26 protein-coding genes and 1 riboswitch are annotated in these 26,422 nt (G+C 69.5%); of the genes, 20 read left to right on the top strand and 6 right to left on the bottom strand.

Annotation, left to right across the window (positions count from 1 at the left end; all coding sequences use genetic code 11):
* The first annotated feature begins 87 nt into the window (after nucleotides 1–87).
* The 9 genes from AZG88_RS16910 (at nucleotide 88) to AZG88_RS16870 (ending at nucleotide 7,626) form a co-directional block, all read left to right on the top strand.
* The gene (locus AZG88_RS16910) at nucleotides 88–927 is read left to right on the top strand and encodes a hypothetical protein (protein ID WP_061042054.1); all 840 of its coding nucleotides are present in this window, start codon (nucleotides 88–90) and stop codon (nucleotides 925–927) included.
* Entirely contained in the window at nucleotides 924–2,477 is a 1,554-nt protein-coding gene (locus AZG88_RS16905) for a DNA polymerase Y family protein (RefSeq protein WP_025432259.1), read from the top strand. Before AZG88_RS16910 ends, AZG88_RS16905 begins: the two co-directional genes overlap by 4 nt.
* Nucleotides 2,470–3,072 carry a dihydrofolate reductase family protein gene (locus tag AZG88_RS16900; RefSeq protein WP_005239813.1) on the top strand — a complete coding sequence of 201 codons (603 nt, stop codon included), beginning with the start codon at nucleotides 2,470–2,472 and terminating at the stop codon, nucleotides 3,070–3,072. Before AZG88_RS16905 ends, AZG88_RS16900 begins: the two co-directional genes overlap by 8 nt.
* A gap of 145 nt (nucleotides 3,073–3,217) precedes the next feature.
* Entirely contained in the window at nucleotides 3,218–3,601 is a 384-nt protein-coding gene (locus AZG88_RS16895) for a VOC family protein (protein WP_005239815.1), read from the top strand.
* Nucleotides 3,602–3,641: 40 nt separating this feature from the next.
* On the top strand, nucleotides 3,642–4,427 hold the full coding sequence (locus tag AZG88_RS16890) for an alpha/beta fold hydrolase (RefSeq protein ID WP_061042053.1): 786 nt from the start codon (nucleotides 3,642–3,644) through the stop codon (nucleotides 4,425–4,427).
* 152 nt (nucleotides 4,428–4,579) lie between these two features.
* Complete coding sequence (locus AZG88_RS16885) at nucleotides 4,580–5,554, top strand: R2-like ligand-binding oxidase (RefSeq protein ID WP_061042052.1); 975 nt, start codon at nucleotides 4,580–4,582, stop codon at nucleotides 5,552–5,554.
* 62 nt (nucleotides 5,555–5,616) lie between these two features.
* Nucleotides 5,617–6,129 (top strand): hypothetical protein, encoded by a 513-nt coding sequence (locus tag AZG88_RS16880; RefSeq protein ID WP_005239822.1) that lies wholly within the window; start codon nucleotides 5,617–5,619, stop codon nucleotides 6,127–6,129.
* A 10-nt stretch (nucleotides 6,130–6,139) separates the two neighbouring features.
* Entirely contained in the window at nucleotides 6,140–6,718 is a 579-nt protein-coding gene (locus AZG88_RS16875) for a YdeI/OmpD-associated family protein (protein WP_005239823.1), read from the top strand.
* Between the two features lie 29 nt (nucleotides 6,719–6,747).
* Entirely contained in the window at nucleotides 6,748–7,626 is an 879-nt protein-coding gene (locus tag AZG88_RS16870; RefSeq protein WP_005239831.1) for a sucrase ferredoxin, read from the top strand.
* Between the two features lie 5 nt (nucleotides 7,627–7,631).
* On the opposite strand, the gene AZG88_RS16865 is transcribed toward AZG88_RS16870, so the two are convergent.
* Entirely contained in the window at nucleotides 7,632–9,626 is a 1,995-nt protein-coding gene (locus AZG88_RS16865; protein ID WP_005239833.1) for an SDR family oxidoreductase, read from the bottom strand.
* Between the two features lie 32 nt (nucleotides 9,627–9,658).
* Nucleotides 9,659–11,779, bottom strand: coding sequence for an MMPL family transporter (locus AZG88_RS16860; RefSeq protein WP_005239839.1), 2,121 nt, complete (start codon nucleotides 11,777–11,779; stop codon nucleotides 9,659–9,661).
* Between the two features lie 102 nt (nucleotides 11,780–11,881).
* A riboswitch (cobalamin riboswitch) is annotated at nucleotides 11,882–12,013 on the top strand.
* A 95-nt stretch (nucleotides 12,014–12,108) separates the two neighbouring features.
* Here AZG88_RS16860 and AZG88_RS16855 point away from each other — a divergent pair.
* The 7 genes from AZG88_RS16855 (at nucleotide 12,109) to AZG88_RS16825 (ending at nucleotide 20,324) form a co-directional block, all read left to right on the top strand.
* Nucleotides 12,109–13,104: an ABC transporter substrate-binding protein gene (locus AZG88_RS16855; protein WP_025432260.1), complete on the top strand. Its 996-nt coding sequence runs from the start codon at nucleotides 12,109–12,111 to the stop codon at nucleotides 13,102–13,104.
* Nucleotides 13,101–14,189: a FecCD family ABC transporter permease gene (locus AZG88_RS16850; RefSeq protein ID WP_061042051.1), complete on the top strand. Its 1,089-nt coding sequence runs from the start codon at nucleotides 13,101–13,103 to the stop codon at nucleotides 14,187–14,189. The genes AZG88_RS16855 and AZG88_RS16850 overlap by 4 nt, the downstream gene beginning before the upstream one ends.
* Nucleotides 14,186–14,962, top strand: a complete 777-nt coding sequence (locus AZG88_RS16845) for an ABC transporter ATP-binding protein (protein ID WP_061042050.1) — start codon at nucleotides 14,186–14,188, stop codon at nucleotides 14,960–14,962. Before AZG88_RS16850 ends, AZG88_RS16845 begins: the two co-directional genes overlap by 4 nt.
* Complete coding sequence (locus AZG88_RS16840) at nucleotides 14,955–15,698, top strand: (2Fe-2S)-binding protein (RefSeq protein WP_005239847.1); 744 nt, start codon at nucleotides 14,955–14,957, stop codon at nucleotides 15,696–15,698. Before AZG88_RS16845 ends, AZG88_RS16840 begins: the two co-directional genes overlap by 8 nt.
* A 149-nt stretch (nucleotides 15,699–15,847) precedes the next feature.
* The gene (locus tag AZG88_RS16835) at nucleotides 15,848–19,102 is read left to right on the top strand and encodes an error-prone DNA polymerase (RefSeq protein WP_025432261.1); all 3,255 of its coding nucleotides are present in this window, start codon (nucleotides 15,848–15,850) and stop codon (nucleotides 19,100–19,102) included.
* A 23-nt stretch (nucleotides 19,103–19,125) separates the two neighbouring features.
* A complete protein-coding gene (locus AZG88_RS16830) occupies nucleotides 19,126–20,019 on the top strand; it encodes a DUF4349 domain-containing protein (RefSeq protein ID WP_005239852.1) in 894 nt (297 codons plus the stop codon).
* The gene (locus AZG88_RS16825) at nucleotides 20,016–20,324 is read left to right on the top strand and encodes a rhodanese-like domain-containing protein (RefSeq protein WP_005257071.1); all 309 of its coding nucleotides are present in this window, start codon (nucleotides 20,016–20,018) and stop codon (nucleotides 20,322–20,324) included. The genes AZG88_RS16830 and AZG88_RS16825 overlap by 4 nt, the downstream gene beginning before the upstream one ends.
* A 21-nt stretch (nucleotides 20,325–20,345) precedes the next feature.
* Here the strand turns inward: AZG88_RS16825 and AZG88_RS16820 are convergent, their stop codons facing one another.
* Nucleotides 20,346–21,395, bottom strand: a complete 1,050-nt coding sequence (locus tag AZG88_RS16820) for a TDT family transporter (RefSeq protein WP_061042049.1) — start codon at nucleotides 21,393–21,395, stop codon at nucleotides 20,346–20,348.
* 89 nt (nucleotides 21,396–21,484) lie between these two features.
* Here AZG88_RS16820 and AZG88_RS16815 point away from each other — a divergent pair, with 89 nt between their 5' ends.
* The gene (locus AZG88_RS16815; RefSeq protein WP_005239857.1) at nucleotides 21,485–22,429 is read left to right on the top strand and encodes a LysR family transcriptional regulator; all 945 of its coding nucleotides are present in this window, start codon (nucleotides 21,485–21,487) and stop codon (nucleotides 22,427–22,429) included.
* On the opposite strand, the gene AZG88_RS16810 is transcribed toward AZG88_RS16815, so the two are convergent.
* The gene (locus AZG88_RS16810; RefSeq protein ID WP_025432262.1) at nucleotides 22,410–22,877 is read right to left on the bottom strand and encodes a tRNA (cytidine(34)-2'-O)-methyltransferase; all 468 of its coding nucleotides are present in this window, start codon (nucleotides 22,875–22,877) and stop codon (nucleotides 22,410–22,412) included. The genes AZG88_RS16815 and AZG88_RS16810 overlap by 20 nt on opposite strands.
* A 43-nt stretch (nucleotides 22,878–22,920) precedes the next feature.
* On the opposite strand from AZG88_RS16810, the gene AZG88_RS16805 reads away from it, so the two are divergent.
* Genes AZG88_RS16805 through AZG88_RS16795 form a run of 3 tightly spaced genes read left to right on the top strand, consistent with a single transcriptional unit; the run spans nucleotide 22,921 to nucleotide 24,706 of the window.
* The gene (locus tag AZG88_RS16805) at nucleotides 22,921–23,526 is read left to right on the top strand and encodes a pentapeptide repeat-containing protein (RefSeq protein WP_061698313.1); all 606 of its coding nucleotides are present in this window, start codon (nucleotides 22,921–22,923) and stop codon (nucleotides 23,524–23,526) included.
* A 33-nt stretch (nucleotides 23,527–23,559) separates the two neighbouring features.
* Nucleotides 23,560–24,420: a bifunctional methylenetetrahydrofolate dehydrogenase/methenyltetrahydrofolate cyclohydrolase gene (locus tag AZG88_RS16800; RefSeq protein WP_005239862.1), complete on the top strand. Its 861-nt coding sequence runs from the start codon at nucleotides 23,560–23,562 to the stop codon at nucleotides 24,418–24,420.
* Between the two features lies 1 nt (nucleotide 24,421).
* Entirely contained in the window at nucleotides 24,422–24,706 is a 285-nt protein-coding gene (locus AZG88_RS16795; protein ID WP_005239865.1) for a DUF3017 domain-containing protein, read from the top strand.
* 31 nt (nucleotides 24,707–24,737) lie between these two features.
* Here the strand turns inward: AZG88_RS16795 and metX are convergent, their stop codons facing one another.
* Together metX and AZG88_RS53705 are read right to left on the bottom strand one after the other, a co-directional pair.
* On the bottom strand, nucleotides 24,738–25,862 hold the full coding sequence (gene metX, locus AZG88_RS16790; RefSeq protein WP_061698312.1) for a homoserine O-acetyltransferase MetX: 1,125 nt from the start codon (nucleotides 25,860–25,862) through the stop codon (nucleotides 24,738–24,740).
* A partial coding sequence (locus AZG88_RS53705) for a PLP-dependent transferase (RefSeq protein ID WP_231914041.1) occupies nucleotides 25,859–26,422 on the bottom strand: 564 nt, incomplete at its 5' end. The genes metX and AZG88_RS53705, both read right to left, overlap by 4 nt.

Below are 26,422 nucleotides of genomic sequence, written 5' to 3'. Positions count from 1 at the left end.
CGAACAAAGCGTCTGTTCGAGCCGCGTCTTCCCCGTGGTTGCCGACCGCTGTTGGTGCCGAGTGTCAGGGGTGTCGAGTTGGCTGAAGTGGCCGGCGAGCCGGGGTTTCCGGTGCCGGGGTCTCCCGAGTTGTCCGGGCTGTCCCGGCAGGAGCGTCTGGACTACCTCCGACGACGGATGGCCGCTGTTCCCGCGCGCGGTGAATCGGTGGCGAGCCGCGCCCCGGTGGAGAGTGCGTTCCCCACGACGGGTACTTCCGCAGCACCCGATTCCCATGCTGCCGGGGTACTCCCGGTTCCGGCTGCGCTGGCCGAACTCCTTCCCCGAGGCGGGCTGGTGCGCGGTTCGGTGGTGTCGGTGTCGGGTGCCACGTCGCTGCTGCTGGGGTTGGTCGCGTCCGTGACCGCGGGCGGCGGACACGTCGCGGTGATCGGGCATCCCCGGCTCGGGGTGCTGGCAGCGGTCGAGATGGGGGCGCAGCTGGAACGGCTGGCCCTGATCCCCGACCCGGGCGCCGATCCGGTGGAGATCGCCGCGGTGCTGCTGGACGGAATGGATCTGGTGGTGCTCGGACTGGGAGGGGCGTCGGTGGCGCCGTCCCGGGCGCGTGCGGTGGTGGCCCGGGCCCGGAGCAAGGGGTCGACCCTGGTCGTCACGGACGGGCACTGGGACGGCGCGGAGATGCGGCTGGAAGCCCGGGTGCACGGTTACGCCGGACTGGGCAACGGATCTCAGGACCGGGGATGCGGGCGGTTGCGTTCTCTCAGCCTGGCGGTGTGCGCCCGGGGGCGGTCGTTCCAGCCGCGCACCACCCGGCTGGACGTGCGGTCGGCGCAGGGCCGGGTGGAATGGGTGAGCACTCCGGAAGCGGTGGTGCCCCTCGCACACACTCCCGTCGCCGAGAGAGTGGAGGTGGTGGGTCTGTGAGCCGGGTGCTGGCGTTGTGGTGCCCCGACTGGCCCGCGGTCGCGGCGGCTGCTGCTGCGGACCTCCCGCCGACGCATCCGGTGGCGGTGACGTCGGGCAATCGGGTGATCGCCTGCTCGGCGCCGGCCCGCGCGGACGGGGTGCGCAGAGGGCTGCGCCGCCGCGAGTCCCAGGCCCGGTGCCCCCGGTTGCACGTGGTGGCAGCCGATCCCGACCGCGACGCGCGGCTGTTCGAGCCGGTCGCCTCGGCCGTCGACGCGGTGGCGCCCGGTGTCGAGGTGCTGCGACCCGGGCTCGTGGTGCTGTCCGCTCGGGGCGTCGCCCGGTACTTCGGTTCGGAGGAAGCCGCCGCGGAACGGTTGGTGGACCAGGTGTCGGCGGTGGGGGTGGAGTGCCAGGTCGGTATCGCCGATGAGCTGTCCACGGCCGTGATCGCCGCGCGCAGAGCAACTCTCGTGCCACCCGGTGAGGGGTCCGCCTTCCTGGCGCCGCTCCCGATGCGGGAACTGGCCGCCGAGCCGAGCCTCGCGGCACCTCACCGCGGTGAGCTGGTCGATCTGCTGCACCGGCTCGGGTTGCGCACGATCGGCAGTTTCGCCGCGCTGTCGGCGGGCGATGTGGCTTCGCGGTTCGGAACCGATGCTGTGCTGGCGCATCGGGCCGCGCGGGGTGAGCCGGAGCGCCCCCCGTCGGGGCGGTCGCTGCCTCCCGACCTGGAGGTCGAGGAACGGTGCGATCCCGTCATCGAACGGGTCGACGCCGCTGCCTTCGCGGGGCGTGCGCTGGCGGAGAAGCTTCATCGCACACTGTCGGACGCCGCGGTGGCCTGCACCCGGCTGTCGATCTCGGCGAGCACCGGCAACGGTGAGCAACTGTCCCGGATCTGGAGATGTGCGGAACCGTTGACGCCGGAGGCGACGGCGGACCGGGTGCGGTGGCAGCTGGACGGGTGGCTGACCGGGCGCAGCGAGAAGCGGCCCACCGCCGGTATCGCCGTCCTGCGGCTCGAACCGGTGGAAGTGGTGGCGGCCGGAGCCTTGCAGCTGGGGCTGTGGGGTGGGGTCGGCGACCAGGACGAGCGGGCCCGGCGGGCTCTGGTGCGGGTGCAGGGCCTGCTCGGGGGGGAAGCCGTGCAGGTGGGGGTCCTCAGCGGTGGGCGGGGCCCGGCGGAGCGCATCACGTTGCTGCCGTTGGGCGACGAGTTGATTCCGCGCAACGATCCGTCGGAGCCGTGGCCGGGCACGTTGCCGGAACCGGCACCTGCCGCGGTGCTGACCGCGTATCCGGAGGTGTGGATGTCGGACGAGCGGGGTATGGCTGTGACGGTCACGGAACGTGGTGTGTTCAGCGCGCCTCCCGCGCGGTTGCGGTGGGGGAGCCGAGAGTGGGCGGTGTGCGGATGGGCCGGACCGTGGCCGGTGGACGAGCGGTGGTGGGACCCTCCGGCCGCCCGGACGGCGGCCCGGGCCCAGGTGCTGCTGGAAGAGTCGCGGGCGCTGCTGGTGATCTGCACGGCAGGCCGATGGTCGGTGGAGGGAATCTATGAGTGACACGGAGCGGGACGCGCCGCACCGCAGGGTCGTCGTCCAGGAATTGACGAGCCTCGACGGGTTCGTCGCCGGGCGGTCCGGCGAGCTGGACTTCTTCGATGCGGTGCCGGATTACGGTGAGGTGGACCGGTACAACCTCCGTCTGCTCGCCGACACGGACCTCGCCCTGCTGGGGCGTAAGACGTATCAGATGTTCTCGGACTACTGGCCCACCGAACAGGCTCAGGGCGAGGTCGTGGCCGAGGCCGTCAACTCGATCCGGAAACTCGTGTTCTCCTCGACGCTGGACAGTGCCCCGTGGGGGGATCGGGAGCCGGCGCAGCTGTGGCCGGGCGACGCCGTCGAGCGGGTGCAGCAACTCCGGCAGGAGCCGGGTGGCGACCTCATCGTGTGGGGGAGCATCACCCTCGCGCGGTCGCTGCTCGCCGCCGAACTGGTCGACGAAATCCAGTTGCACGTGGTGCCGATCCTGCTGGGACAGGGACGCAGGCTCCTCGACGAGGACACCGGGATGCATGCGCTGACGTTGCTGGAGTCGAAGGGGTACGACTCCGGGGTCGTCACGTTGCGCTATCGCGTGGGGCGGGCGGCGTAACCCGCCCTGCCGATCTCCCTTGCGAACCGACCGTTCGAAATGCTTTGCTGTGCAGAGGGTCGCGTGCCGGTGGCGGACAGCGTCAGGCATGGAGGCCGGCCACGGCTGCATCGTCGGTTCGTGGCATACCTCGAAAGGGTCGACTGTGCCCATTTCTTTCAACCACACGATCGTCGCTGCCAAGAACAAGCAGGAGTCGGCGTCCTTCTTCACCACGTTGTTCGGACTGCCGGACGCCGTGCCCGCCGGCCATTTCCTGGCGGTCGCCCTCGACAACGGGGTGTCTCTCGACTTCGCGGAACCGCCGATCGAATTCCAGCCGCAGCACTATGCGTTCCTCGTCGGCGAGGACGACTTCGACAGGATCTACGGCCTGATCGTCGAATGGGGGCTCGATCACTGGGCGGATCCGCGGCAGACGCTGCCGGGCACCATCAACACCAACGACGGCGGGCGGGGCGTCTACTTCCTCGACCCGTCCGGTCATTATCTGGAGATCATCACCCGCCCGTACGGGTCGGGTCAGTAGTTCGCGGCCGGGATGTCCGTACTCGCTAGTCTGGATTCTCGTGGAGACGAGCAGGACTACCCCGACGCGAACCGGTATCGAGATCGCCTACCGAGACAGTGGCGAGTCCTCGGTGCCGGGGTCGTCGGACGTCCATCCCGTGCCGGTGGTTCTGGTGCACGGGATGGGCGGTGACGGCGGTACCTGGGACCGATTCGCCCGCGCACTCGTCGCCCGCGGGCGACGCGTCCTCGTCCTGGATCTGCGGGGGCACGGTCGCAGTGCCCGCGCCGGGTCGTATCTGTTCGAGGAGTTCGGCGCCGACGTGGTGGAGGTGTGCGACAACCTCGGGCTGACGCGGGTGGATCTCGTCGGGCATTCCCTCGGTGGTCATGCGGCGTCGCTCGCGGCCCAGGTCCGTCCCGGGCTGGTTCGCCGGCTGGTGATCGAGGAGGCGCCGCTCCCGTTGCGTCCCGGTGACCCGGAACAGGTCTTCGCGAATCGGCTGCCGTCGCTGCCGGAACTGTGGCACGCGACGACGAGCCTGATCCGGCATCCGCGGGCGGCGTTCGCCTTCGATCGGTCGATGACGGGCTCGGCGCTCGAGCAGTTCCGCCGCCCGGATCCGTTGTGGTGGGACAGATTGCCGGACATCGAGGCCGACACGCTCATCCTGCGGGGCGGTCCGGGCGGAATGGTGGATCCGCGCAGACTCGAGTCCGCGGTGGCGGCGATACAGAACTGCCGGGTGGTGGTGTTCCGCAGCGGGCACAGCATTCATCGCGACCGCTACGACGACTTCGCGGCGGCGGTCCTGCCGTTCCTGATGAAGCCTGAGACGAGCTGACAAAAAGTCCGAAAATGTAAACCGTGACGGCTTCGGCAGGACTAGCGTGGGAACCGAAGCGGGGGCTCGGAACGAGACGGTTGTCACGACGAGCGACCCGAAGCTGCGGGGCGTCCGACGACGTCTTCCGCACGTCCGGAAGAAGGCCAACGATGTCGACACTTACGCCCGGACGCCCCTACGCGCCCGGCAGGCAGGGGTTCAGCTCGCTCCGCGCGGGAGGCCTCAACTGGGACGCGTTCCCGTTGCGGCTGTTCACGAAGGGGAACGCCAAGTTCTGGAACCCCACGGACCTCGACTTCAGCCGGGACGCGGAGGACTGGGAGGAACTGAATTCGGAGCAGCAGCGCAACTCCACGTATCTGGTCGCGCAGTTCATCGCCGGTGAGGAAGCGGTCACCGAGGACATCCAGCCGTTCATGAAGGCGATGGCCGCCGAGGGGCGATTCGGGGACGAGATGTACCTGACGCAGTTCTGTTTCGAGGAGGCCAAGCACACCCAGGTGTTCCGGTTGTGGATGGATGCGGTGGGCCTGACACGCGACCTGCATCCCTTCGTCGCCGAGAACCCGTACTACCGGCAGTTGTTCTACGAGGAGCTGCCGGGATCGCTGAAGGTGCTCGAGACCGATCCCAGCCCGGCCAATCAGGTGCGGGCCAGCGTCACCTACAACCACGTCATCGAGGGCAGTCTCGCGCTCACCGGGTACTACGCCTGGCAGAAGGTGTGCACGACGCGCGGGATCCTGCCGGGGATGCAGGAACTCGTCCGCAGGATCGGCGACGACGAACGACGCCACATGGCGTGGGGGACGTTCACCTGTCGCCGGCACGTCGCCGCCGACGACAGCAACTGGGATGTCGTCCAGGAGCGGATGGCGGAGCTGATGCCGTTGGCACTGGGCATGATCGACTGGGTCAACAAGCAATTCGAGGTCCAGCCGTACGGGCTCGACGACCAGGAGTTCATCGCGTACGCCGCAGACCGGGCGCAGCGCCGGCTGGGGGCGATCGAGTCTGCGCGCGGACGCCCGGTCGAGGAGATCGATCTGGATTACTCACCCGAGGCCCTCGAGGAGAAGTTCGGCGAGGAGGATGCCAAGGCGATGTCCGAGGCCGCAGGCTGAGGCACGCGTCGCGGTGCGCGGGCTGAGGCACGCGTCGCAGTGGCAGATGGCAGGATCGGCTCATGGCGCTCACCGCACTCGACCGCAGACTCATCGGCTGGTCTGCAGCATTCGTGATCTCGCAGGCGAACATCGTCCGGCTTCTCGGTCCGGTGGCACCCCGGCTCGCCGACATCCAGACGGCCCGGTCCGCCCGGTCCTACACGGCGATCCTCGACGGAATGACCGCCGCCGACACGGCGCGCTACCGCAGTCACTACTACCCGGACTTCGTCCATCCCGTGATCTACGCGGTCGCGTTGCGCACGGGCGCACGACGTCTGGCAGAGCTGACACCACTCTCGGCGAGAACGCAGAGGGTGCTGGCGGCGGCCCCGGTGATCTCCGCGGCGGGCGACTACGCCGAGAACGTCGTCGGGCTGTATCTGCTGTCTCATCGCGAGCACATCACCGACGCGACCGTGCGCACCACCAGTGCGGTCAGCGTCACCAAATGGGTGCTCGCGCTCGGGGCGCTCGGATATCTCTCCCAGGGATTCGTCCGGGTCTGGGCGGGAAAGCTGTTCTCCCGCTAGATTCGGGCACATGTGTGCTGCCGAGCTCAGCGTCGAGTACTTCTCCGGACAGGCCGAGTTCCGGGAATGGCTCGGCGCTCATCACGACTCCTCGCCCGGCATCTGGCTGAAGATGGCCAAGAAGGGGTCGGCGCATACGTCGATCAACTACGACCAGGCTCTCGAGGTCGCGCTGTGCTACGGCTGGATCGACAGCCAGGTCCGCCGCGTCGACGACGACTTCTTCGTGCAGCGGTTCACCCCGCGCTCGTCGCGAAGTCCGTGGTCGAAGCGGAACCGGGAGTTCGCGGAGAAACTCGCCGAGGCCGGTCTCCTCGAGCCCGCGGGCGCGGCGGAGGTGGAGCGGGCCAGGGCCGACGGCCGCTGGGACCGCGCGTACGCGGGACAGAAGGCGGCGGAGATCCCGCAGGACTTCCTGGACGCCCTCGCACAGAACCCCGAGGCGGAGGCCTTCTACGCGACACTCGACAGCCACAACCGGTACGCCGTCTACTACCGCCTGCAGGACGCCACCCGCCCGGAGACGCGTGCCCGCCGTATCGAGAAGTTCGTCCAGCAGTTGTCGGAGCGCAGGAAGTTCCATGACTGATCGATTTTCGCGACTGACACAATGGCACCGTGCCTGACACGATCACCGCCACCTGCTCCGCTCTGTCCGCGACCGACGAACCCCTCGCAGGCACCGCTGCGCACGTCACGGGCTGGGTGTGCCTGGAGTTCCCCGGCGCCTGGGGCCGGGACGTACTCGACGGCACCGCGCTCGGACCGGACCTGGCCCGTGAGCTGGACGCCCGCGCCGACGCCGCCGGGGTGCGGGTCATGTTCATCCGCCGGCCGGGCCGCAGCACCGCAGCCCCGGATCGGCGGACGGTGCTGCTGGCGCAGTCGCATCCCGCGCGGTCGTGGTGCGAGCGGCTCGAGATCGCCTTCCCGGAAGACCTGCTCGACCTGGACCTCGGGCTGATCGCGGGAACCGCACCCGGTCTGGGCACGCCGGTGACGGACCCGGTCGTCCTCGTGTGCGCGCACGGGAAGAGGGACCAGTGCTGCGCCGTCCTCGGGCGGCCGGTCGCGGCGGGTCTGGCCGCGGAGTTCGGCGACGCGGTGTGGGAGTGCTCGCACACGGGTGGGCATCGGTTCGCGCCCTCGCTGATCCTGCTGCCGACGGGTTACACGTACGGCCGGCTGTCGACGCAGGAGAGTGCCGACGCGGTCCGCGCCGCCGCCCGGGGCGAGGTGTACCCGACCGGGCTGCGCGGCCGCAGTTGCTGGGACGCGCCGGGGCAGGTGGCGGAACTCGCCGTCCGCGATCTCGTGGACGCGGCCGCGGACGAGCTCACGGTGGACGCGAACTCGGTTGTCGCGCATCGCGACGGGCGCCGCTGGGTCGTCGACCTGGATCAGCGGGAACTGCCTCCCCGGCCGGCGAGCTGCGGGGCGGCGCCGAAGCCGGTGCGACCCGTCGTCGCCACCGGAGTCCGCGCCCTCGCCCCCTGAGGCGGTTACCAGTGGGTGCCGGGCACCAGCCTTCCGACCTTCCGGGCGGCGCGGCCGAGCACCGACGACGTGTGGTGGCGGGGTTCCGGCGTGTGCTGGGGGGCCGGCGCCGCGTCGTCCGTGTTCTGCCCCTTCGCCGCCGGGGAATCGGGGAACATGCGATACATCTGGTGCATCACGCGGTCCTTGACGGCGGGTGCGAAGACGTGGCCGAGTTCCCCGAGCGTGCCGGTCGGGACGTCGATGCGCTTGGGGCGTTCGATCAGCGCCCGGACGACCATCGCGGCCGCCTTCTCCGGCGAGGTGATCGGTCCGACGTTGTACCGGCCGGTGGGCGCGATCATCGGCGTCTCGACCAGTGGCATGTGGATGGTGGTGAACGTGATTCCGTCCGAGAGGGTTTCGGACGCCGCGACGTCGGTGAACCCGTCGAGGGCCGATTTGCTGGCGACATAGGCGGCGAACCGCGGCGTCGCGCCCTGGACCCCGGCGCTGCTGATGTTGACGATGTGCCCGAACCGCCGCTCGCGCATTTGCGGGAGGAAGGCGAGGACGAGCCGGACCGCGCCGAAGTAATTGACGGCCATGGTCCGCTCGAAATCGTGGAGCCGGTCAGTGGAGTGGTAGAGGCCCCGCCGGATCGACCGGCCGGCGTTGTTGACGAGCATGTCGACGTGATCGTGTTCGGCGAGAACGACTTTGACTGTGTGCTCGACCGACTCGTCGTCGGTGATGTCGCACGGGTAGCCGTAGGCGTCGCCGCCCGTCGCGCGGATCTCGGCCACCACGGCGTCGAGTTCCTCGGTGCGCCGGGCAAGGAGAATGACCTTCGCGCCCTTGCGGGCCGTCGCGATCGCGGAACTCCGGCCGATCCCGGACGACGCCCCGGTGATCACCACGTGCCTGCCCACGAGCGGTCCGGCCGGATGGGGCCGGCGCGCCCGATCGGGATCGAGGTTCTCGCGCCAGTACGACCACAGCCGGTCGGCGTACGACGCGAACCGTGGGACGTCGATGCCTGTGCCGCGCAGCGCCTTCCGGGTGTCGTCGTTCACGAACACTGTGGGCAGCGTCAGGTTCTCGACGAGTACCGGCGGGATGCCGAGGGCGCCGAGCACCACCTTGCGGCCCGTGTCGAGGGCCGAGTCGGGGGTGGGAGTGAGGAAGGGGCGGACGAGTCCGCCGGGCAGTCCGGCCGCGGGATGCGGTGCGCCGGCAGCCTTGGCGAGCGCGGCGTAGATCTCGCGGACCGGCTGGGGACGCGGATTGACGAGGTGGAACGTCTGGCCGTCCCTTCCCTGCGTGGACATCAGTTTCACGATGGCCGCGGCCACGTAGTCGACGGGTACGACGTTGGTCGATCCGATCCGGGGGACGGCCACGGGTAGGGCTGCGGGGAGCTTCGCGAGCGCCGCTATGGCGGGGAAGAGGTAGTACGGGCCGTCGATCTTGTCCATCTCGCCGGTGATCGAACTGCCGACCACCGCGGAGGGGCGGTAGATGCGCCATCGCAGGCCGTCGGCTTCCCGGACCAGCTTCTCCGCCTCGAACTTGGTGCGGTGATACGGGGTGGGGAATCCCTGCCCGAGATCGAAATCGGTTTCCCTGAAAGGACCTTCGTGATCCCCCGCGACGGCGATGGACGAGACGTGATGCAGAGTCGCATCCAGTTCCCGGGCCAGCGCGATCACCGAGCGGGTGCCGTCGACGTTCGTGGTGGCCTGTTCGTCGCCCGCCGTGAGGTCGTAGATCGCGCCGAGGTGCAGGACGTGGTCGGCCGCCGGCACCGAGGTGAGTCCGAGGCCGGGCTCGGTCAGGTCGCCGATCAGTGGATGCACCCGTTCGCCGCCCGGCATGCCGTCGACGAGCGCCTCCCAGCGCGCAACGGACGCGCGCCGGACGAGGACGTGGATCTCGGCTGATGCATCGCGGTCGAGGATCAGGGGCAGCACGTGCCGACCCAGGAATCCGGTTCCGCCGGTGACGAGGTAGGTGGCCATGACCCGAACTTACTCCAAAGTAAGATAATGCACTAGTGGCCCAGACCCACCTTGGCGTGCACCTTCTTCATCCAGGCCGGGGCCCACCAGTTGGCCTCGCCCATCAGCTTCACGAGGGACGGAACGAGGAGCATGCGGACCACCGTCGCGTCGACGACGAGTGCGACGATCATGCCCACACCGAGGAACCGCATGATCGACAGACCGGAGATGGTGAACGCACCGGTCACCACCACGAGCAGCAGCGCCGCGGCCGTCACGATGCGGCCCGTGCGCTCGGTGCCGAAGCGCACCGCCTCCTCCGTGGTCGCGCCTGCCTCGTGCGCCTCGACCATGCGCGACATCAGGAAGACCTCGTAGTCGGTCGACAGGCCGAAGACCACGGCGAGGATGAGGACCACGAACGTCGCCTCCAGCGGCGCCGGACTGACCCCGAGCAGACTTGCGCCGTGGCCCAGCTCGAAGATCCAGGTGAGCACACCGAATGTGGCGGCGAGGCTCAGCCCCGCCATCGCGACCGCCTTGATCGGCAGCACCACCGAGCCGAACGCCAGGAACAGCAGCACGAGCGTCGAACCCACCATGATCGCGATCATCACCGGCATCCAGTGCACGATCGCCGCGTTCCCGTCGTCGACGGTCGCCTGACCGCCGCCGACGAGGAGTTCGGTTCCCTCGGGTGGCGTGATGGCACGGAGACCGTCCACCGCGGCGCTCTGGTCGTCGGTCGTGACGCCCTCGGAGTAGACGGCCTGGACCGCGACCAGCTCGTTGCCGGACGCGACGACGGTGCCCGCCCCGATGCCCTCCACCTGGCCGGCGGCCTGGGCGACCGCGGCGCCGTCGGCGGCGGTCGGGGCCGTGCCGTCGGTGCCCCGGAGAATGAGGGTGGCGCCGTTTCCGGTGGTGGGAAATTCGGTGGTGAGAGTGTCGGTGGCGATGCGGGCGGGATCGTTCTCCGGCAGCGCCGTGTACGTGACCTCGCCGAGTGACGCGCTGAGCAGGGGTGAGGCGAGGACCATCAACCCCACGACGATGCCGACCGCGATGGCGACCGGCCGCCGCATCACCCACGTGACGACGGAGCCCCAGAACGTGCGGGCGCGAACCTCCCCACGCTGCGCCGCATCCTTGCGCCAGGTCAGTGCGTTGATGCGATGACCCAGGATCGCGAGCAGTGCCGGGACTGCGGTGAGCGACAGCAGCGCCGCGCTCGCGACCGCGGCCATCGCACCGAACCCGAGCGACTTGATCACGTCCTGCGGAAATACGAGCATGCCCGAGAACGCGCACACGAGAAGCAGACCGGAGAACAGCACGGTGCGGCCCGCGGTCAGGACGGTGCGCCGCGTCGCCTCCGCGACGTCGGCGCCGGACTCCAGTTCCTCGCGGAAACGTCCGACGATGAACAGGCCGTAGTCGATCGCGAGCCCCAGGCCGAGCAGGGACGCCACGTTGATCGCGAACGAACTGACGTCGGTGAACAGGGTCAGCAGGCGCAGGGTGGCCAGGGCGCTGAAGATCGAGAGCAGCCCGACGAACACCGGAACGGCCGCGGCCACCAGTCCGCCGAAGATGAAGACCAGCAACACGAGAGTGATCGGGAGCGCGATCGCCTCGGCCAGCACCAGGTCCTGTTGCAGCCGGTTGTTGAACGCCACACCCACCACCGAATTGCCCGCGAACTCGGTGTCGATGCCCTCCACCTCGAGCTTCGGCAGCAGGTCGTCGAACGTGGCGGCGGTGATCCCGGCGTCGGGGTCGACGGTGATCGCGGCCGATGCCTTGGTGCCGTCCTCCGACACCATCAGCTGCTTCCTCGCCGCGTCCGCGGTCCAGTACGACGTCACGGAATACGTCGGCACCTCGGCGGCGAACCGGTCGAGACTCGCGGTGACCTCGGGACCGATGTCGTCCAGGGTCTTCCCGTCGGGTGCCGTGTAGATGGCGATGATGTCCGGCGTCTGCGGACCCAGGTTGTCCTGGACGATCCGGGCCACTTCGGCGGATTCGCTACCGGGATCGGTGAACCCGCCAGAGCTGAGTTTCGCGAAGACACCGGTGCCCCACGCGCCGCTCACCAGAACGGCGACGACGGCGAGGCTCAGGACCCACCATTTGCGTGAAACAACGGTCGAGGCCCAACGTGTCATGCGTCATCTCCGGCGTGTCTGGGGCGGGCAGCTGCGACTGCCGACTGTAGTGCGGATCGGGGTGTCACCGACGGGGGTGTGATGCGGCTCCCGGCAAATCGTGCATACTCGGCATCGCACTTGCAGCCACACGCACGGGGGAAGCCGGTCCGAATCCGGCGCTGACCCGCAACGGTAGGCCACCAGATCATTTCGGTGGCGAGCCCGATTACCCGGCGTGGGGTGTGCGACATCCTTTTCGTCGTGGTCTACGAAGCGGAGTCCTGCAGGCGCCGCACAGGGCGTCTGCTGACTTCTCATTCGTGGCTCTGAGCCGCAATGAGGTTTACATGCACGGTCAGTTGTTCAGAAGTACCGGTCTGGTCACGCTCGCTGTGGCCGCGCTGGTGGTCGCCGGCTGTTCGCGCGGGGAGTCCGTGGGGCAGACCGCTTCCGCCGAATCCTTCGCCGAGCCGGTGTCCGTCACCAACTGCGATCGAACGGAGACGTTCGACGCCCCGCCCCAGCGCATCGTCAGCATGAACGATCACGTCACCGAGGTGCTGATCGAGATGGGGGCCGGCGACCGCATCGTCGGCACGGGTTACGGCGACGCGACCCCGCTGCCGGAGTTCGCGGACGCCTTCGCGAAGATCCCGAAACTCGCGAAGGAATACCCGACCCGGGAGCAGATCCTCGACCTCGACCCCGACCTGGTGGTCGGCGGAATGCGGAGCGCGTTCGACGAGAAGGAGGGGCGGTCGCGCGAATCCCTCGGCGACCAGGGCATTCCCACCTTCCTGTTCTCCGAGTACTGCGGGCAGGGTTTCCCCGACATCGGTCTGCTGCGCAGCGACTACATGCAGCTCGGCGAGATCCTCGGAGTCCCGGACCAGGCACGGGCGATCACCGACCGGGTGACGTCCGGATTGCGGGCAGTGCGCGACGAGATCGCGGGCACCGCCCCGGTTCCGACGTTCTTCTACGATTCCGGCGAGGACGTCCCGCTGACGATCGGCGGGGTGGGAGTCGGCCAGCTGATCGCTGACCACGCGGGTGCGGCCAACCTCTTCGCAGAGGGGGAGAAGCCGTATTCGAAGTCCACCTGGGAGATCATCGGTGAACGCGCCCCGGAGGCGATCGTCGTCCTCGACTACGGCACGACGAGTGCTCAGGCGAAGATCGACTTCCTGAAATCGCACCCGATCATGTCGACGACACCCGCAGTGAAGGCCGGCCGGTTCGTCGTGGTGCCGCTCGACGACTTCTTCGAGAGCCCGCGCCTGGTGCGGTCGGTGGAGACGATCGCGCGGGCACTGCATCCGGACGTCGTCGGCGCGCGATGACCGTCACCGCAGAACGTGCGGCACCACCGGCGCAGGCGCCGCACCCGGCCCGCGCACGCCTCGGCTTGGTGGGCCTGATGGTGCTGCTCGCACTGACGACCCTGTTCGTCGTCGGCCTCGCGGTGTCGTTCGGTTCGGTGCGCATCCCGGTCGGCGACGTCTGGGCGATCGTCGCGCACCGGGTGGCACCCGGCGCATTCGAGTCCTGGTGGTCGCAGGCGCGGGAGTCGATCGTCCTCGACTCCCGGCTGCCGCGGGCGCTGACCGCGGCGGCAGTCGGTGCGGCGCTGGCCCTGGCAGGCGCCGTGGCGCAGGCGGTGACCCGCAATCCACTGGCCGATCCCTATCTGCTCGGCGTGTCCTCGGGTGCAGGTTTCGGCGTGGTGGTGGTGACGGTGCTCGGGCTCGGGGTGGGAGCGCTCGGCTCGTTCACCATTCCCGTCGCGGCGTTCCTGGGCGCGATGGTGCCGCTGTTCCTGTCGCTGGCGATCGGCGGACGGTATCCGCAGCCGACGGCCGTCATCCTCGTGGGTGTCGCGTCGGCGCAGGTGTTCTCGGCTCTCATCACGTTCTCGATCCTGGTCGTCGCAGACGAGCATCAACTGAGTTCGGTGATGCACTGGCTGGCGGGCGGTTTCGGTGACTCGCGCTGGTCGACGGCGATCTTCCCGGCCGTGGCACTCGCGACGGTGGGGGCCGCGATGATGCTGAGCGCGAGCCGTATCGACCTGCTGCAGGCGGGAGATGACGGCGCCGCCGCCCTCGGCATGAACGTGCGGCGCTTCCGCGTGGTGCAGTTGCTCGGTGTGTCGATGCTGGCCGGGGCCGCCGTGTCCGTCGCGGGCGGCATCGGCTTCATCGGTCTGCTGGTGCCGCACCTGGCCGGATACGTCGTCGGTGCACGGGCGGTCAGGCTGCTGCCCGTCGTCGCGTTCCTCGGCGCGATCGCGATGGTCGCGGCGGACACGGCCGCGCGGTCGGTCGCGCGGAGCATCGAGGTTCCGGTGGGTGTCGTCACCGCGCTCGTGGGAGCGCCGATCTTCGTGTGGATGCTCTACCGGCAGTATCGGAGGGCCGATCGGTGACCGCGCTGAGTCTGCAACGGGTCCGCGCCGAACTCGGGTCGCGGGAGGTGCTGCACGGCGTCGACTTCTCCGTGCGTCCCGGTGAGATGCTGGCGTTGGTCGGGCCCAACGGTTCCGGGAAGACCACCGCGCTGCGCTGCTGCTACCGCGCGCTCACCCCGACCGGGGGTGCCGTCGTCGTCGACGGAGCGGACGCAGCCGATCTGGGCCGGCGGGAACTGGCCCGCACAATCGGGGCGAGCACCCAGGAACCGCGGGTGTCTGCGGGACTGACTGTGCGCGAATCCGTTTCGCTCGGACGCGTCCCGCACCGGGGCTGGTTCGAACGGGCGAACGGCGCCGACGGCGAGATCGTCGAAACGTGCGTCCGTCAGGTGGGGCTGGCCGAACTCGCCGGTCGCGACGTCCAGGCACTGTCGGGCGGGGAGCGTCAGCGGGTGTCGATCGCCCGGGCGCTCGCGCAGCAGCCGAGGGTCCTGCTGCTCGACGAACCCACCAACCACCTCGACCTGCGGCATCAGCTGACGGTGATGAACCTGCTGCGCGACCTCGCGTGCGACGGTCTGGCGATCGTCGTGACCATGCACGACCTCCGGCTGGCCGTCGAGTACTGCGACACGCTGGCCGTGATGCACGATGGACGGGTGATCAGCACCGGTCCGCCCGCCGACGTGCTGGACGACGCCGTCCTCGGCGGGGTGTTCGGCATCCGCGCGATCGTGCGGTCGACGCCGCGGTTGTCGATGGAGATCCTGGGGTTGGCCGATGGATGAGCAACTGCGGCGTGTGTACGAGCTGACCGCCCGCCGCGTCCCGATGATCGCCGACCAGATCGAGTACTCCGGCGCCTCCTCGTTCCCGGCCGTGCGCTTGACCGATCCCGGCTGGCTCGCGGACCGGGTCGAGGACACTGCGAGGCGGTGGGGCAGCGACGATCCCCGGGTCAACGGCACCCTGTGGTGGTATTCGGCCAGCTCGACACTGACCGGGATTCCGATCGCGACCGCGCTCGTCACGGGGGTCGCCGCCCGGCCGCGGCTCGGCGACGCCGTGGCATTCCTGCGGGACGACGGGTACCTCGGCGGCCTGACCGCGTCGTCGGCACTGCCGGTCACCGAGGGGCTGTCGGAGCTGGCGTCCGAGATGGCCGCCGCACTGACGCCGATCATCGACGCTCTCGCCGAGGCGTCCGGGGTGCGGCGGGCCGCGATGTGGGCGATCACGACGGATTCGATCGCCAACCGGGCGCTCGACGCGGGAACGGCGTGCGGCGATCGCGCACGCGGCAGCATCTTCGCCCGGGGGTTGGTGGACGCACTCCGCCGCGGCGGTGTGGTGATGCCGGACCCGCGGTTCGTCGACGTCCGGGCCGGGGCACTGTCGAGCCGGTTCACGCAGCGCGCGTCGTGCTGCCTGATCTACGAGACCCCCGGGTCGGGCAAGTGTGTGAGCTGCCCGAGGAGGCCGGCCGAGGACCGTCTGAGAGGTCTGGCCGCGCTCGTGACGTGAAATCCGGGTGGCCCGCGTTGACCGGTCCGCGCGGGTGATGGCAAACTGAATGAGTTCGAACTCCCGTTCGAATGATGCGCCTTCCCCAGCGGCATCTTCCATGATTTCGGCACGGCACGGCACGTGCGCGACATGAAGAGGTGTGCCAGATGGGTTGGGGAAACGGTCCGCCGACGTGGTCCGAGATGGAGCGCGTCTTGTCGGGCAGGCCGGGGCGGGTCAGCCCGGAGTCGCTGTATCCGGGCGACGGCGGGGACAGCCCCGCGTGGTCCCGCAAGCGGGGGGAGTACCGGGCGGGCCGTCAGGAGCGCGCCGGCTCCACCGTTCCGTACGCCGAACTCCACGCGCACTCGGCGTTCAGTTTCCTCGACGGTGCCTCCCCGCCGGAAGAGTTGGTGGAGGAGGCCGTCCGGCTCGGTCTCGAGGCCATCGCACTCACCGACCACGACGGGTTCTACGGTGTGGTCCGGTTCGCGGAGGCGGCGAAGGAACTGAACATGCGCACCGTGTTCGGGTCCGAACTGACGTTGGACGACGCGCATCTGCTGGTACTGGCGCGAGGTCAGGAGGGGTACCGGCGGCTCTCCCGGGAAATCGCGGCGGCGCATCTCGCGGGCGGGGAGAAGGGCAAGCTGCGCTACGACCTCGACCGTCTCACCGACGCGGCCGGGGGGCACTGGCAGATCCTGACCGGGTGCCGGAAGGGGCATGTGCGTCAGGCGCTGGCCGACGGTGGCCCGGACGCCGCGGCCGCCCGGCTGCGGGAGCTGATCGACCGGTTCGGGGCCGACCGGGTCACGGTGGAACTCACCCATCACGGCATCGCGGAGGACGGTGAGCGCAACGCCGACCTCGCCGAACTCGCACAGCAGCACGGACTTCGGGTGATCGCGTCCACGGCGGCGCACTTCGCGGGACCGCCGCGCCGGAGGCTGGCCATGGCGATGGCCGCAGTCCGGGCCCGGCAGAGCCTCGACGACGCGGCCGGGCACCTGGCGCCCGCCGGGGGAGCGCACCTGCGGTCCGGTGAGGAGATGGCGCACCTCTTCGCCGCATACCCGGAAGCCGTGCGCGGTGCCGCGCACCTCGGGCTGGAGTGTGCGTTCGACCTGCGGCTCATCGCGCCGCAACTGCCACCGTTCGACGTGCCCGACGGGCACACCGAGGCGAGCTGGCTGCGGCAGCTCACGATGGACGGGGCGCGCCGCCGTTACGGTGCGCCGGCGGACCGCCCGGAGGCCTACCGGCAGATCGAGCACGAACTGGACATCATCACCGGGCTGAACTTCCCGGGCTACTTCCTGGTGGTCCACGACATCGTGTCGTTCTGCAAGAACAACGACATTCTCTGCCAGGGAAGGGGTTCGGCGGCCAACTCCGCCGTCTGCTACGCCATCGGCATCACCAACGTGGATCCCGTCCGCAACAAACTGCTGTTCGAACGTTTCCTCTCGCCCGAACGCGACGGCCCGCCGGACATCGACGTCGACATCGAATCCGATCGGCGGGAGGAGGCCATCCAGCACGTCTACGCCAAGTACGGCCGCCAGTACGCGGCGCAGGTGGCGAACGTCATCACGTACCGCGGAAAGTCCTCGGTGCGGGACATGGCCCGGGCGCTGGGTTTCTCGCAGGGGCAGCAGGACGCGTGGAGCAAACAGGTCAGCCGCTGGGGTGGCATCGGGAAGGAGGTCGGCACCGACATTCCGCCCGCCGTCCTCGAACTGGCCGCTCAGATCGAGGGGTTTCCGCGGCACCTCGGCATCCACTCGGGCGGCATGGTGATCTGTGACCGGCCGATCGCCGACGTGTGCCCGGTGGAGTGGGCGCGCATGGAGAACCGCAGTGTGCTGCAGTGGGACAAGGACGATTGCGCGGCGGTGGGTCTGGTGAAGTTCGACATGCTGGGCCTCGGCATGCTGTCCGCGCTGCACTACATGATCGACCTCGTGGCCGAGCACAAGGGCATCGAGGTGGATCTGGCGCAGCTGGACCTCTCCGAGGAGGCCGTCTACGAGATGTTGCAGCGGGCGGATTCGGTGGGGGTGTTCCAGGTGGAGTCGCGGGCCCAGATGGCCACCCTGCCGAGGCTGAAACCGCGGAACTTCTACGACCTGGTGGTGGAGGTGGCGCTCATCCGCCCCGGTCCGATCCAGGGCGGATCGGTGCACCCGTACATCCGACGCCGCAACAAGCTCGAACCGGTGACCTACGACCACCCGTCCCTGGAGAAGGCGTTGAAGCGGACGCTGGGTGTGCCGCTGTTCCAGGAGCAGTTGATGCAGATGGCGGTCGACGTCGCGGGTTTCAGCCCGGCCGAGGCCGACCAGCTCCGCCGGGCCATGGGTTCCAAGCGGTCGCCCGAGAAGATGGAACGGCTGAGGGGGCGGCTCTACCAGGGCATGCGGGAGATGCACGGGATCGGCGACGATGTGGCCGACCGGATCTACGAGAAGCTGTACGCCTTCGCGAATTTCGGTTTCCCCGAAAGTCATTCGCAGAGTTTCGCCGCCCTGGTGTTCTATTCGTCGTGGTTCAAGTTGCATCACCCGGCGGCGTTCTGCGCCGGTCTGCTGCGGGCGCAGCCGATGGGGTTCTACTCGCCGCAGTCGCTGGTGGCCGACGCCCGCAGGCACGGGGTGCAGGTGCACGGCGCGGACATCAATGCGAGTCTCGCCCACGCCACCGTCGAGGCGGGCGGGACGGAGGTGCGTCTCGGGCTCGGGGAGGTGCGGCACATCGGGACCGCGCTGGCCGAGCGGATCGTCGAATCCCGCGGCGACGGAGGGCCGTACACGTCGTTCCTCGACCTCACCGGCCGGGTGGAACTGAGCACGGCGCAAGCCGAATCGCTGGCCACCGCAGGTGCTCTCGACAGTTTCGGGTTGTCCCGCCGGGAGGCGTTGTGGGCGGCGGGCGCCGCGGCGGGGGAGCGCCGCGACCGGCTGCCGGGGATCGGGGCGTCCACCCGCGCGCCGACCCTGCCGGGGATGAGCGATCTCGAACTGGCCGCGGCGGACGTGTGGGCCACCGGGGTGTCCCCGGACACGTACCCTACCCAGTTCCTGCGCCCGCAACTCGACGCGCTCGGGGTGGTCCCGGCGGCGCACCTGCTCGATGTCCCCGACGGCGACCGGGTTCTGGTGGGTGGGGCGGTGACCCACCGGCAGCGCCCGGCGACGGCCGCGGGGGTCACGTTCATCAACCTCGAGGACGAGACCGGGATGGTCAACGTGGTGTGTTCGGTGGGGTTGTGGGCGAAGTACCGCAAGCTCGCCAACACGGCGCCCGCACTGCTGGTCCGCGGCAAGGTGCAGAACGCGGAGGGGGCGGTGACGGTGGTGGCGGATCGGCTGCAGCTGATGGATTTGCGGGTGTCCGCCAAATCCAGGGACTTCAGATGAGCGGGCACCGCTAGCATTCGGACATGAGGAGATACGTCTTGTCGGCGATCGTCGTGGCTTCGCTGGCGCTCGCGGGGTGTGGTGGTCCCGGCAGTGATTCCTCCCAACCGTCGCCCGCCCCGACACCGGGGGACTCGAGCCAGATGGAGATCGGTGGCGCAGTACAGCAACCCGCGAAGGACCAGGCGCCCACCGACCGCCAGGAGATCATCACCGGTCAGGTCGCGCTCACGGCGGACGACCCGGTGGCCGTCGGCAGGCAGATCGTGGACAAGGTCGACGATCTGGGCGGACGCGTCGACCAGCTCACCGAACAGCCCGGCTCCGACGATCAGGACGCGAGCAGTTCCCTCACCATCCGCGTGCCCGCCGATTCGCTCACCCGAACGCTGGACGATCTGCGGGAACTGGGCAAGGTCACCAGCGTCAGCGTCACGAAGAGCGACGTGACGATGCAGTCGCAGGATCTCGACGCCCGGATCGGCGCGTTGACGGCGTCCGTCACCCGGCTGCAGGGGCTCATCACGTCGGCGGCGAACACCGCGGATCTGATCGAGGCCGAGAGGGCGTTGTCGGAGCGTCAGGGCGAACTGGACAGCCTCACCGCCCAGAAGCGGTCGCTGAGCGACCAGGTGGCATTGGCGACACTCATGATCGACGTCACCACCACGGATGCCGAGCAGCCCAGTCCCGGTCCGGACAACTTCTGGGAAGGGCTCGTCGCGGGCTGGCACGCCCTGCTGTCGGCGCTCAAGGGCGGTGCCGTGGTCGTGGGGGCGCTGATTCCCTGGTTCGGTTTCGTGGCCGTCATCGCACTGGTCGTGTACGGCGCGTACCGTCTGCGCCGGATGTACAACAGGCCGCCCGGCCCACCGCCGGGCCCGGCGCCGGAACGAGAAGAGGCGAAGACGCAATGATCGAAGTCGACCTGAATGCCCTGGACGGCGCGTTGGCGTCGGGTGCCCCCGTCATCGATGTGCGCGAAGCCGACGAGTACGCCCAGGCGCGGGTGCCGGGTGTGACGCTGATTCCGCTCAGTGAGTTCGTCGCGCGCGTGGACGAGATCCCGGAAGCCGAGGTCGTCTACGTGATCTGCGGGGTGGGCGGCCGGAGCCTGCAGGCGGCGGAGTACCTGAACGCGCGGGGGATCAACGCCGTGTCGGTCGCGGGCGGGACGTCCGCGTGGATGCAGTCCGGACGTCCCGTCGAGTCGGGCGCCTGACACCCGCATCACGGTTCGCGGTCAGCGGACCGCGCTGAGGGCGTGGGCCGCGGGGTCGTCGCGGACCACGCGCCCACCCCGTTGCCCGGCGGCGTGCCGCAGTGTGCGGACCGCGACGGTGCTCCAGATCAGGACGAGCGCGCACCACAGGGTCACGCCTGCGCCGACGATCACGACCGAGTCCAGCGCGCCGCCCAGCGAGTTCGCGCCCAGCGCGCAGGTGCCAACGGGGAACGTGAAACTCCACCAGCTGGGCGTGAACGTCAACCCGCGGCGAAAAGCTCTGGCGGTCACCGTCACCAGGGTCACGAGGGCGAGGATGCCGAGTGCGCCGACCGTGGTCCCGTAGACCACGCCCACCGAGTGGAGCCACGTGTGGCCGGATGCCCCGCCGAGCAGATTGATCGCCGCCACCGATTGTCCGATCACGCCGAGCGGAATCCAGAGCGTGGGCACGAGCGGGGTGTCGGGGAGCCCGTTGCTCAGCAAATGGCGTCCGACGACGACGGCGACGGTCAGCGCGGCGCCCAGCGCCAGCGCGAACAGTGTGTAGCAGACCGCCAGCATCGCGATCTGCGGTGCGCCGTCCGGGAGGTGCTTGACCAGTGCGGCACCGGTGGCGGCCGACACCATGGGCGGCACGACGGGCATGAGCCAGGACGGCACCGGGGTCACCTGGTGGGGCCGGGTCAGCCGGCGCGCCATCACGACGTAGGTGACGAGCCCGATGACGGTCCCGACCGTCCACAGGATGGCCGACGCGGGGACGGCGACACCGCCGAGAAGTTCGCGACCGGCGGATCCGGTGCCGGCTCCGACCGTCAGCACCGCCATCGACACGGCGCCGTAGAACGGGAACATCGTGTGGCTGCGCGCGTCCGCGAGTGCGTCGTCACGGCGACGGATCCAGTGCCGCGCCAGTGCGGTCGTCAGCACGACGAGCAGCGTCACCGCGATCAGCCAGAAGATCTCGCCGGCCGTCCGGGCGACCGGAAGGCCGGCCGGAAATGCCGCGGCGACGACTGCGAGGATGCCGGTGCCCATCACTGCTGCGAACCAATTCGGGGTCATACCTAGAGCTTGCCGACGCATCGTCGTGGCCGGTAGAAGGCTTGTGGTTGAATACCCACAAATCGCGTTTGTGGGACTAGCCTTGGGTTGTGCCGCTGTCTCCCCGAGTGCCCGAACTCAGTGCCCTCGACGTCCTGCTGTCCGTCGAGCGGCTCGGAAGCATGGGCGCGGCGGGGCGCGAACACGGGCTCAGCCAGCAGGCCGTCAGCGCCCGGGTGCGTTCGGCCGAGCGGCAGTTCGGTATCAAGGTGTTCAGCCGCGGTGCCAGCGGGGTGCGGCCCACGTCGGAGGGCGCACTCATCCTCGAATGGGCGAGCCACATCCTCGCCACGGCCGAGGAACTGGCGTCGGGAGTCGCGGCGCTGCGCGGCGAGCGGCAGGCCGGGCTGACGGTGGCGGCCAGCATGACGATCGCCGAGTACCTGGTCCCCGGGTGGACCGTCGCGATGCGGCGCAAGTACCCGAACGTGGTCACCAACGTGCGGCTGCTCAACTCGTCCGAGGTGACCGCCCGGGTGCTGTCCGGTGAGGCGGATCTCGGGTTCGTCGAGGGTCCGGACATTCCGGCGGGGCTGCAGGTGCGGGAGATCGGCCGCGACCACCTCGTGGTCGTGGTGCCGCCGGAGCACGAATGGGTCCGACGGTCGCCGATTCCCGTGTCCGAACTCGCCGCGACGCCGATGATCCAGCGGGAGTCCGGTTCCGGAACACGCACCACCCTGGAGAACGCGGTGCCGCAGTGCGTCCCGCCGTTGCTCGAGTTGACGTCGTGCACGGCGGTGAAAGCGGCGGTCGTGGCGGGTAACGCTCCGGCGGTGCTGTCGTCGCTGGCGGTGGCCGCCGACCTGACGGACGGCAGGCTCGCCTCCGTTCAGGTGGAGGGGTTGACGCTTCCGCGGCGGCTCTCCGCCGTCTGGGACCCGGTGCGCGGTGTTCAGGGTGCGGCGCGCGATTTCCTGGACATCGCGCTCGGTGCCGGCGCGGGCGCGGGTGTCGGGGCCGCAGCCGTCGGAGCTACAGCGCGGCCCCGCTGAATCCGTGCTGCCGCCACGCCTCGTACGTGACGAGGGCGGCGGCGTTCGACAGGTTCAGCGATCGCCGGCCGGGCAGCATGGGGATGCGGAGCCGCTCCGTCACGTGGGGATCGGCCAGCACTTCCTCCGACAGTCCGGTGGGTTCGGGACCGAACAGCAGAACGTCGCCGGGTTGGTAGGCGATGTCGGCGTACGACACGGTGGCGTGCGCGGTGAAGGCGTACACCCGCGCAGGCTCCAGCGCAGCCCAGGCCGCCTCCAGGTTCTCGTGCACGGTCACCGACGCCAGGTCGTGGTAGTCGAGTCCGGCGCGTTTGAGTTTCGGCTCGGACAGGTCGAATCCGAGTGGACCCACGAGGTGCAGTTCGCACCCGGTGCCTGCCACCATGCGGATGGCGTTGCCGGTGTTGGGTGGGATTCGGGGTTCGTGGAACATCACTCGGAACACCCGCACAGCTTAGGGGCACACCGCGAGACGGCATGATGGACGCATGGATCCGGTAGAAAAGGTGGTGGGTGAGGACTACGGCGACGCACGACTCCCCGCGCAGAACTGGCAGCGGCGGCACTACACGAAATGCAACTTCCGTGACGCCGACCTGAGTGAACTCCGCACCGAGTCGGTGATCTTCACCGACTGCGATTTCACGGGCGCCGACCTCGCCGAGTCGCGTCATGTGGGGACGGCGTTCCGCTCGTGCTCGTTCACCAGAACGACGCTGTGGCACAGCGAGTTCCGTAACTGCAGCTTCCTCGGGTCGGAATTCGACAACTGCCGGCTGCGCCCGATGGTCTTCGACGAGTGTGATTTCACGCTCGCGTCGCTGGGCGGCGCGGACCTGCGCGGACTCGATTTCACGGACTGCCGGTTCCGGGAGGCCAACCTCGTCCGCACGGACCTCCGGCGCGCCGTGCTCCGCTCGGCCGACCTGTTCGGCGCCCGCACCGGCGGCGCGAAATTCGACGGCGCGGACCTGCGCGGCGCCCGCATCGACGCGAACTTGTGGACGGCGGTCTCGCTGGACAAGGCGCAGATCGAACTCACCCAGGCCATCGCGTACGCGACGGCCAACGGGCTCGTGGTGGAACCGACCTGACGCGCGTATGGCGAACCTGAGAGAATGGGGCACGTGACTGCAACGATCCTCGATGGCAAGGCGACCCGCGACGAGATTTTCGAAGACCTGAAGGTGCGGGTGAGCGCCCTGAAGGACAAGGGCATCACGCCCGGTCTCGGCACCGTTCTGGTGGGCGACGACCCGGGGTCGGCCGCCTACGTGCGCGGGAAGCACAACGACTGCGCGAAGGTCGGGATCACCTCGATCCGCCGCGACCTGCCCGGCGACATCACGCAGGAGAAGCTCGACGCCACCATCGACGAGCTCAATGCCAACCCGGACTGCACCGGCTACATCGTGCAGCTCCCGCTGCCGAAGCAGCTCGACGAGAACGCCGCCCTCGAGCGCATCGACCCCGACAAGGACGCCGACGGCCTGCACCCGGTCAACCTGGGCCGGCTGGTGCTGGGCAAGGAAGCGCCGCTGCCGTGCACGCCGCGCGGAATCCTGCACCTGCTGCGCCGGTACGAGGTGCCGATCGAGGGTGCACACGTCGTCGTCGTCGGTCGCGGTGTCACCGTGGGTCGCCCGATCGGTCTGCTGTTCACCCGGCGCAGCGAGAACGCCACCGTCACCCTCTGCCACACCCGTACGCGGGACCTCGGAGCGGAGGTCCGCCGCGCCGACATCGTGATCGCGGCCGCGGGTGTTCCCGGTCTGGTCACGGCCGACATGGTCAAGCCCGGTGCCGCGGTGCTCGACGTGGGTGTGAGCCGCACCGAGGACGGACTGCGCGGCGACGTGGCGGCGGACGTCGCCGAGGTCGCCGGCTTCCTGTCCCCGAACCCCGGTGGCGTCGGGCCGCTCACCCGTGCGTTCCTGCTGACCAACGTCGTGGAGCGGGCCGAGCGTGTCGCAGCGTCTCTCGGCTGACATGGCCGACTGGGGGCAGTTCGCGAAGAAGAATCTGCCGATGCTCGCAGTCCTCGTCGTCATCGTCGTGGCCGTCGTGTTCGTGCTTGCGGATCGGTGGCGACGAGGCGCGTTCGTGTTCGGTGTCGCCACGCTGCTCGCGGCGGTCTTCCGGTTGATGATGCCGTCGGAGCGCGTCGGACTGCTCGCGGTGCGGAGCAAGCCTTTCGACGTGGGCGCGCTCGTGGCCGTCGGGGGCGCGATCGTGTGGCTGGCCGTGTCGATCGACCCGCTCGGAACCGACTAGCGGTCCGAGCGGGCGTCGTCCGGCGCCGGTGTCAGCGTCCGGCGCGTGCCAGTTGCATCGTCTCGGAGAGCAGTTTCGCGACGGCGGCGGCCTCGGTGAGGAACCCGTCGTGGCCGTCCCGCGAGTTGAGCACCCGCAGACCGTCGCAGGTGGGGATGTCGTCGGCCAGATCCTCCTGCAGGCGGATCGGGTACAGACGGTCGGAGTCGACGCCGCCCACGATGACGGGGGCGGTGATCGTCCCCAGTGCCGCGGCGATGCCACCGCGACCGCGGCCCACGTCGTGCCGGTTCATGGCCTCGGACAGCAGCACGTACGTGCTCGGGTCGAACCTGCCGACCAGCTTGTCGGCCTGGTGCTGGAGGTAGCTCTCGACGGAGTACCGTCCGCCGCGCCACGGGTCCTCGCCGTCCTGCGGCGAGTTCGCGAACCGGGAGTCGAGTTCGCTCTCGGTGCGGTACGTCAGGTGCGCGATCCGGCGGGCGATGCGCAGACCGGCCCGGGGGATCCGGCCGGTGCCGTGATAGTCGCCGCCCTGCCAGTCGGGGTCGCTGGTGATGGCCGCGATCTGGGTGGTCTGCGTGCCGATCTGGTCGGCGGTCGCGCGGGCCCCGACCGCGAGTACGAGCGCCGACGCCACCTGGTCCGGGTACGTGACGGCCCACTCGAGCGCGCGCATTCCGCCCATCGAACCACCGACGACGGACGCCACCTTGTCGATGCCCAGCAGGTCGGTGAACTTCTTCTCGGCCGCGATCTGGTCGCGGATGGAGATCTCCGGGAAGCGGCTGCCCCACGGGCGCCCGTCCTCGGCGATCGAACCGGGACCGGTGGTGCCGCGGCAGCCACCGAGGACGTTGGTCGCGACGACGCACCACTCGTCGGTGTCGATCGGCGCACCCGGACCGACCATTCCGGTCCACCATCCGGGGGAGGGGTGCTCGTCGGTGACGGGTCCGGTGACGTGGGAGTCACCGGTGAGGGCGTGCTCGACGAGCACGACGTTGTCCCGGTTGGGGGACAGCTCACCCCATCGCTGCACGGCAAGGGACACCGACGGGATCACTGTTCCGCTCTCGAGCTCGAGCGATCCGATGTCGATGGTGCCGAGGCGTCCGTCCGCCACGGGCAGGTTCTGTACAGCGCTCACGGTCAAGATGCCGCCGCCGTAAGTCCGGTCTCGATATCGGCGATGATGTCGTCGATCCCTTCGATGCCGACAGCCAGGCGGACCAGTCCGGGGGTAACGCCGCTGGCGGCCTGCTCCTCGGGGGTCAGCTGGGAGTGTGTGGTGGACGCCGGGTGGATCACCAGCGAGCGCACGTCGCCGATGTTCGCGACGTGGCTGTGGAGGGTGAGCGCGTTGACGAACTTCTTGCCCGCGTCGATGCCGCCGGCCAGTTCGAACGTCACGATGGCGCCCGCACCCCTCGGCGCGATCTGCTTGGCCCGGTCGTGCCAGGGCGACGACGGGAGCCCGGCGTATCCGACGGACACGACATCCGGTCGCGCCTCCAGGTACTGCGCGACGGCGGTCGCGTTGGACACGTGTCGTTCCATGCGAAGGCTCAGCGTCTCGAGGCCCTGCGCGATGAGGAACGCGTTGAACGGGGAGATCGCCGAACCGAGGTCGCGAAGCAGCTGCACGCGAGCCTTGAGCGCGAACGCAGGCGGTCCGAGTTCGGAGTAGACGACGCCGTGGTAGCTCGGGTCCGG

Origin of the sequence: Rhodococcus sp. LB1, assembly GCF_001583455.1 — a bacterium.
Classification (GTDB): Bacteria; Actinomycetota; Actinomycetes; order Mycobacteriales; family Mycobacteriaceae; genus Rhodococcus_F; species Rhodococcus_F opacus.
The sequence above is the reverse complement of the archived record's forward strand: the minus strand, read 5'-3'. Positions and strand labels throughout refer to the sequence as shown.

Bases quoted from the DNA above. Each gene is read 5' to 3' on its own strand.
- AZG88_RS16850 (WP_061042051.1), top strand. From the start codon at position 13,101: ATGACCGTCACCGCAGAACGTGCGGCACCACCGGCGCAGGCGCCGCAC.
- AZG88_RS16855 (WP_025432260.1), top strand. From the start codon at position 12,109: ATGCACGGTCAGTTGTTCAGAAGTACCGGTCTGGTCACGCTCGCTGTG.
- AZG88_RS16865 (WP_005239833.1), bottom strand. From the start codon at position 9,626: ATGGCCACCTACCTCGTCACCGGCGGAACCGGATTCCTGGGTCGGCAC.
- AZG88_RS16835 (WP_025432261.1), top strand. From the start codon at position 15,848: ATGGGTTGGGGAAACGGTCCGCCGACGTGGTCCGAGATGGAGCGCGTC.
- AZG88_RS16830 (WP_005239852.1), top strand. From the start codon at position 19,126: ATGAGGAGATACGTCTTGTCGGCGATCGTCGTGGCTTCGCTGGCGCTC.
- AZG88_RS16880 (WP_005239822.1), top strand. From the start codon at position 5,617: ATGGCGCTCACCGCACTCGACCGCAGACTCATCGGCTGGTCTGCAGCA.
- AZG88_RS16860 (WP_005239839.1), bottom strand. From the start codon at position 11,779: ATGACACGTTGGGCCTCGACCGTTGTTTCACGCAAATGGTGGGTCCTG.
- AZG88_RS16885 (WP_061042052.1), top strand. From the start codon at position 4,580: ATGTCGACACTTACGCCCGGACGCCCCTACGCGCCCGGCAGGCAGGGG.
- AZG88_RS16805 (WP_061698313.1), top strand. From the start codon at position 22,921: ATGGATCCGGTAGAAAAGGTGGTGGGTGAGGACTACGGCGACGCACGA.
- AZG88_RS16875 (WP_005239823.1), top strand. From the start codon at position 6,140: ATGTGTGCTGCCGAGCTCAGCGTCGAGTACTTCTCCGGACAGGCCGAG.
- AZG88_RS16900 (WP_005239813.1), top strand. From the start codon at position 2,470: ATGAGTGACACGGAGCGGGACGCGCCGCACCGCAGGGTCGTCGTCCAG.
- AZG88_RS16840 (WP_005239847.1), top strand. From the start codon at position 14,955: ATGGATGAGCAACTGCGGCGTGTGTACGAGCTGACCGCCCGCCGCGTC.
- AZG88_RS16795 (WP_005239865.1), top strand. From the start codon at position 24,422: ATGGCCGACTGGGGGCAGTTCGCGAAGAAGAATCTGCCGATGCTCGCA.
- AZG88_RS16825 (WP_005257071.1), top strand. From the start codon at position 20,016: ATGATCGAAGTCGACCTGAATGCCCTGGACGGCGCGTTGGCGTCGGGT.
- AZG88_RS16820 (WP_061042049.1), bottom strand. From the start codon at position 21,395: ATGACCCCGAATTGGTTCGCAGCAGTGATGGGCACCGGCATCCTCGCA.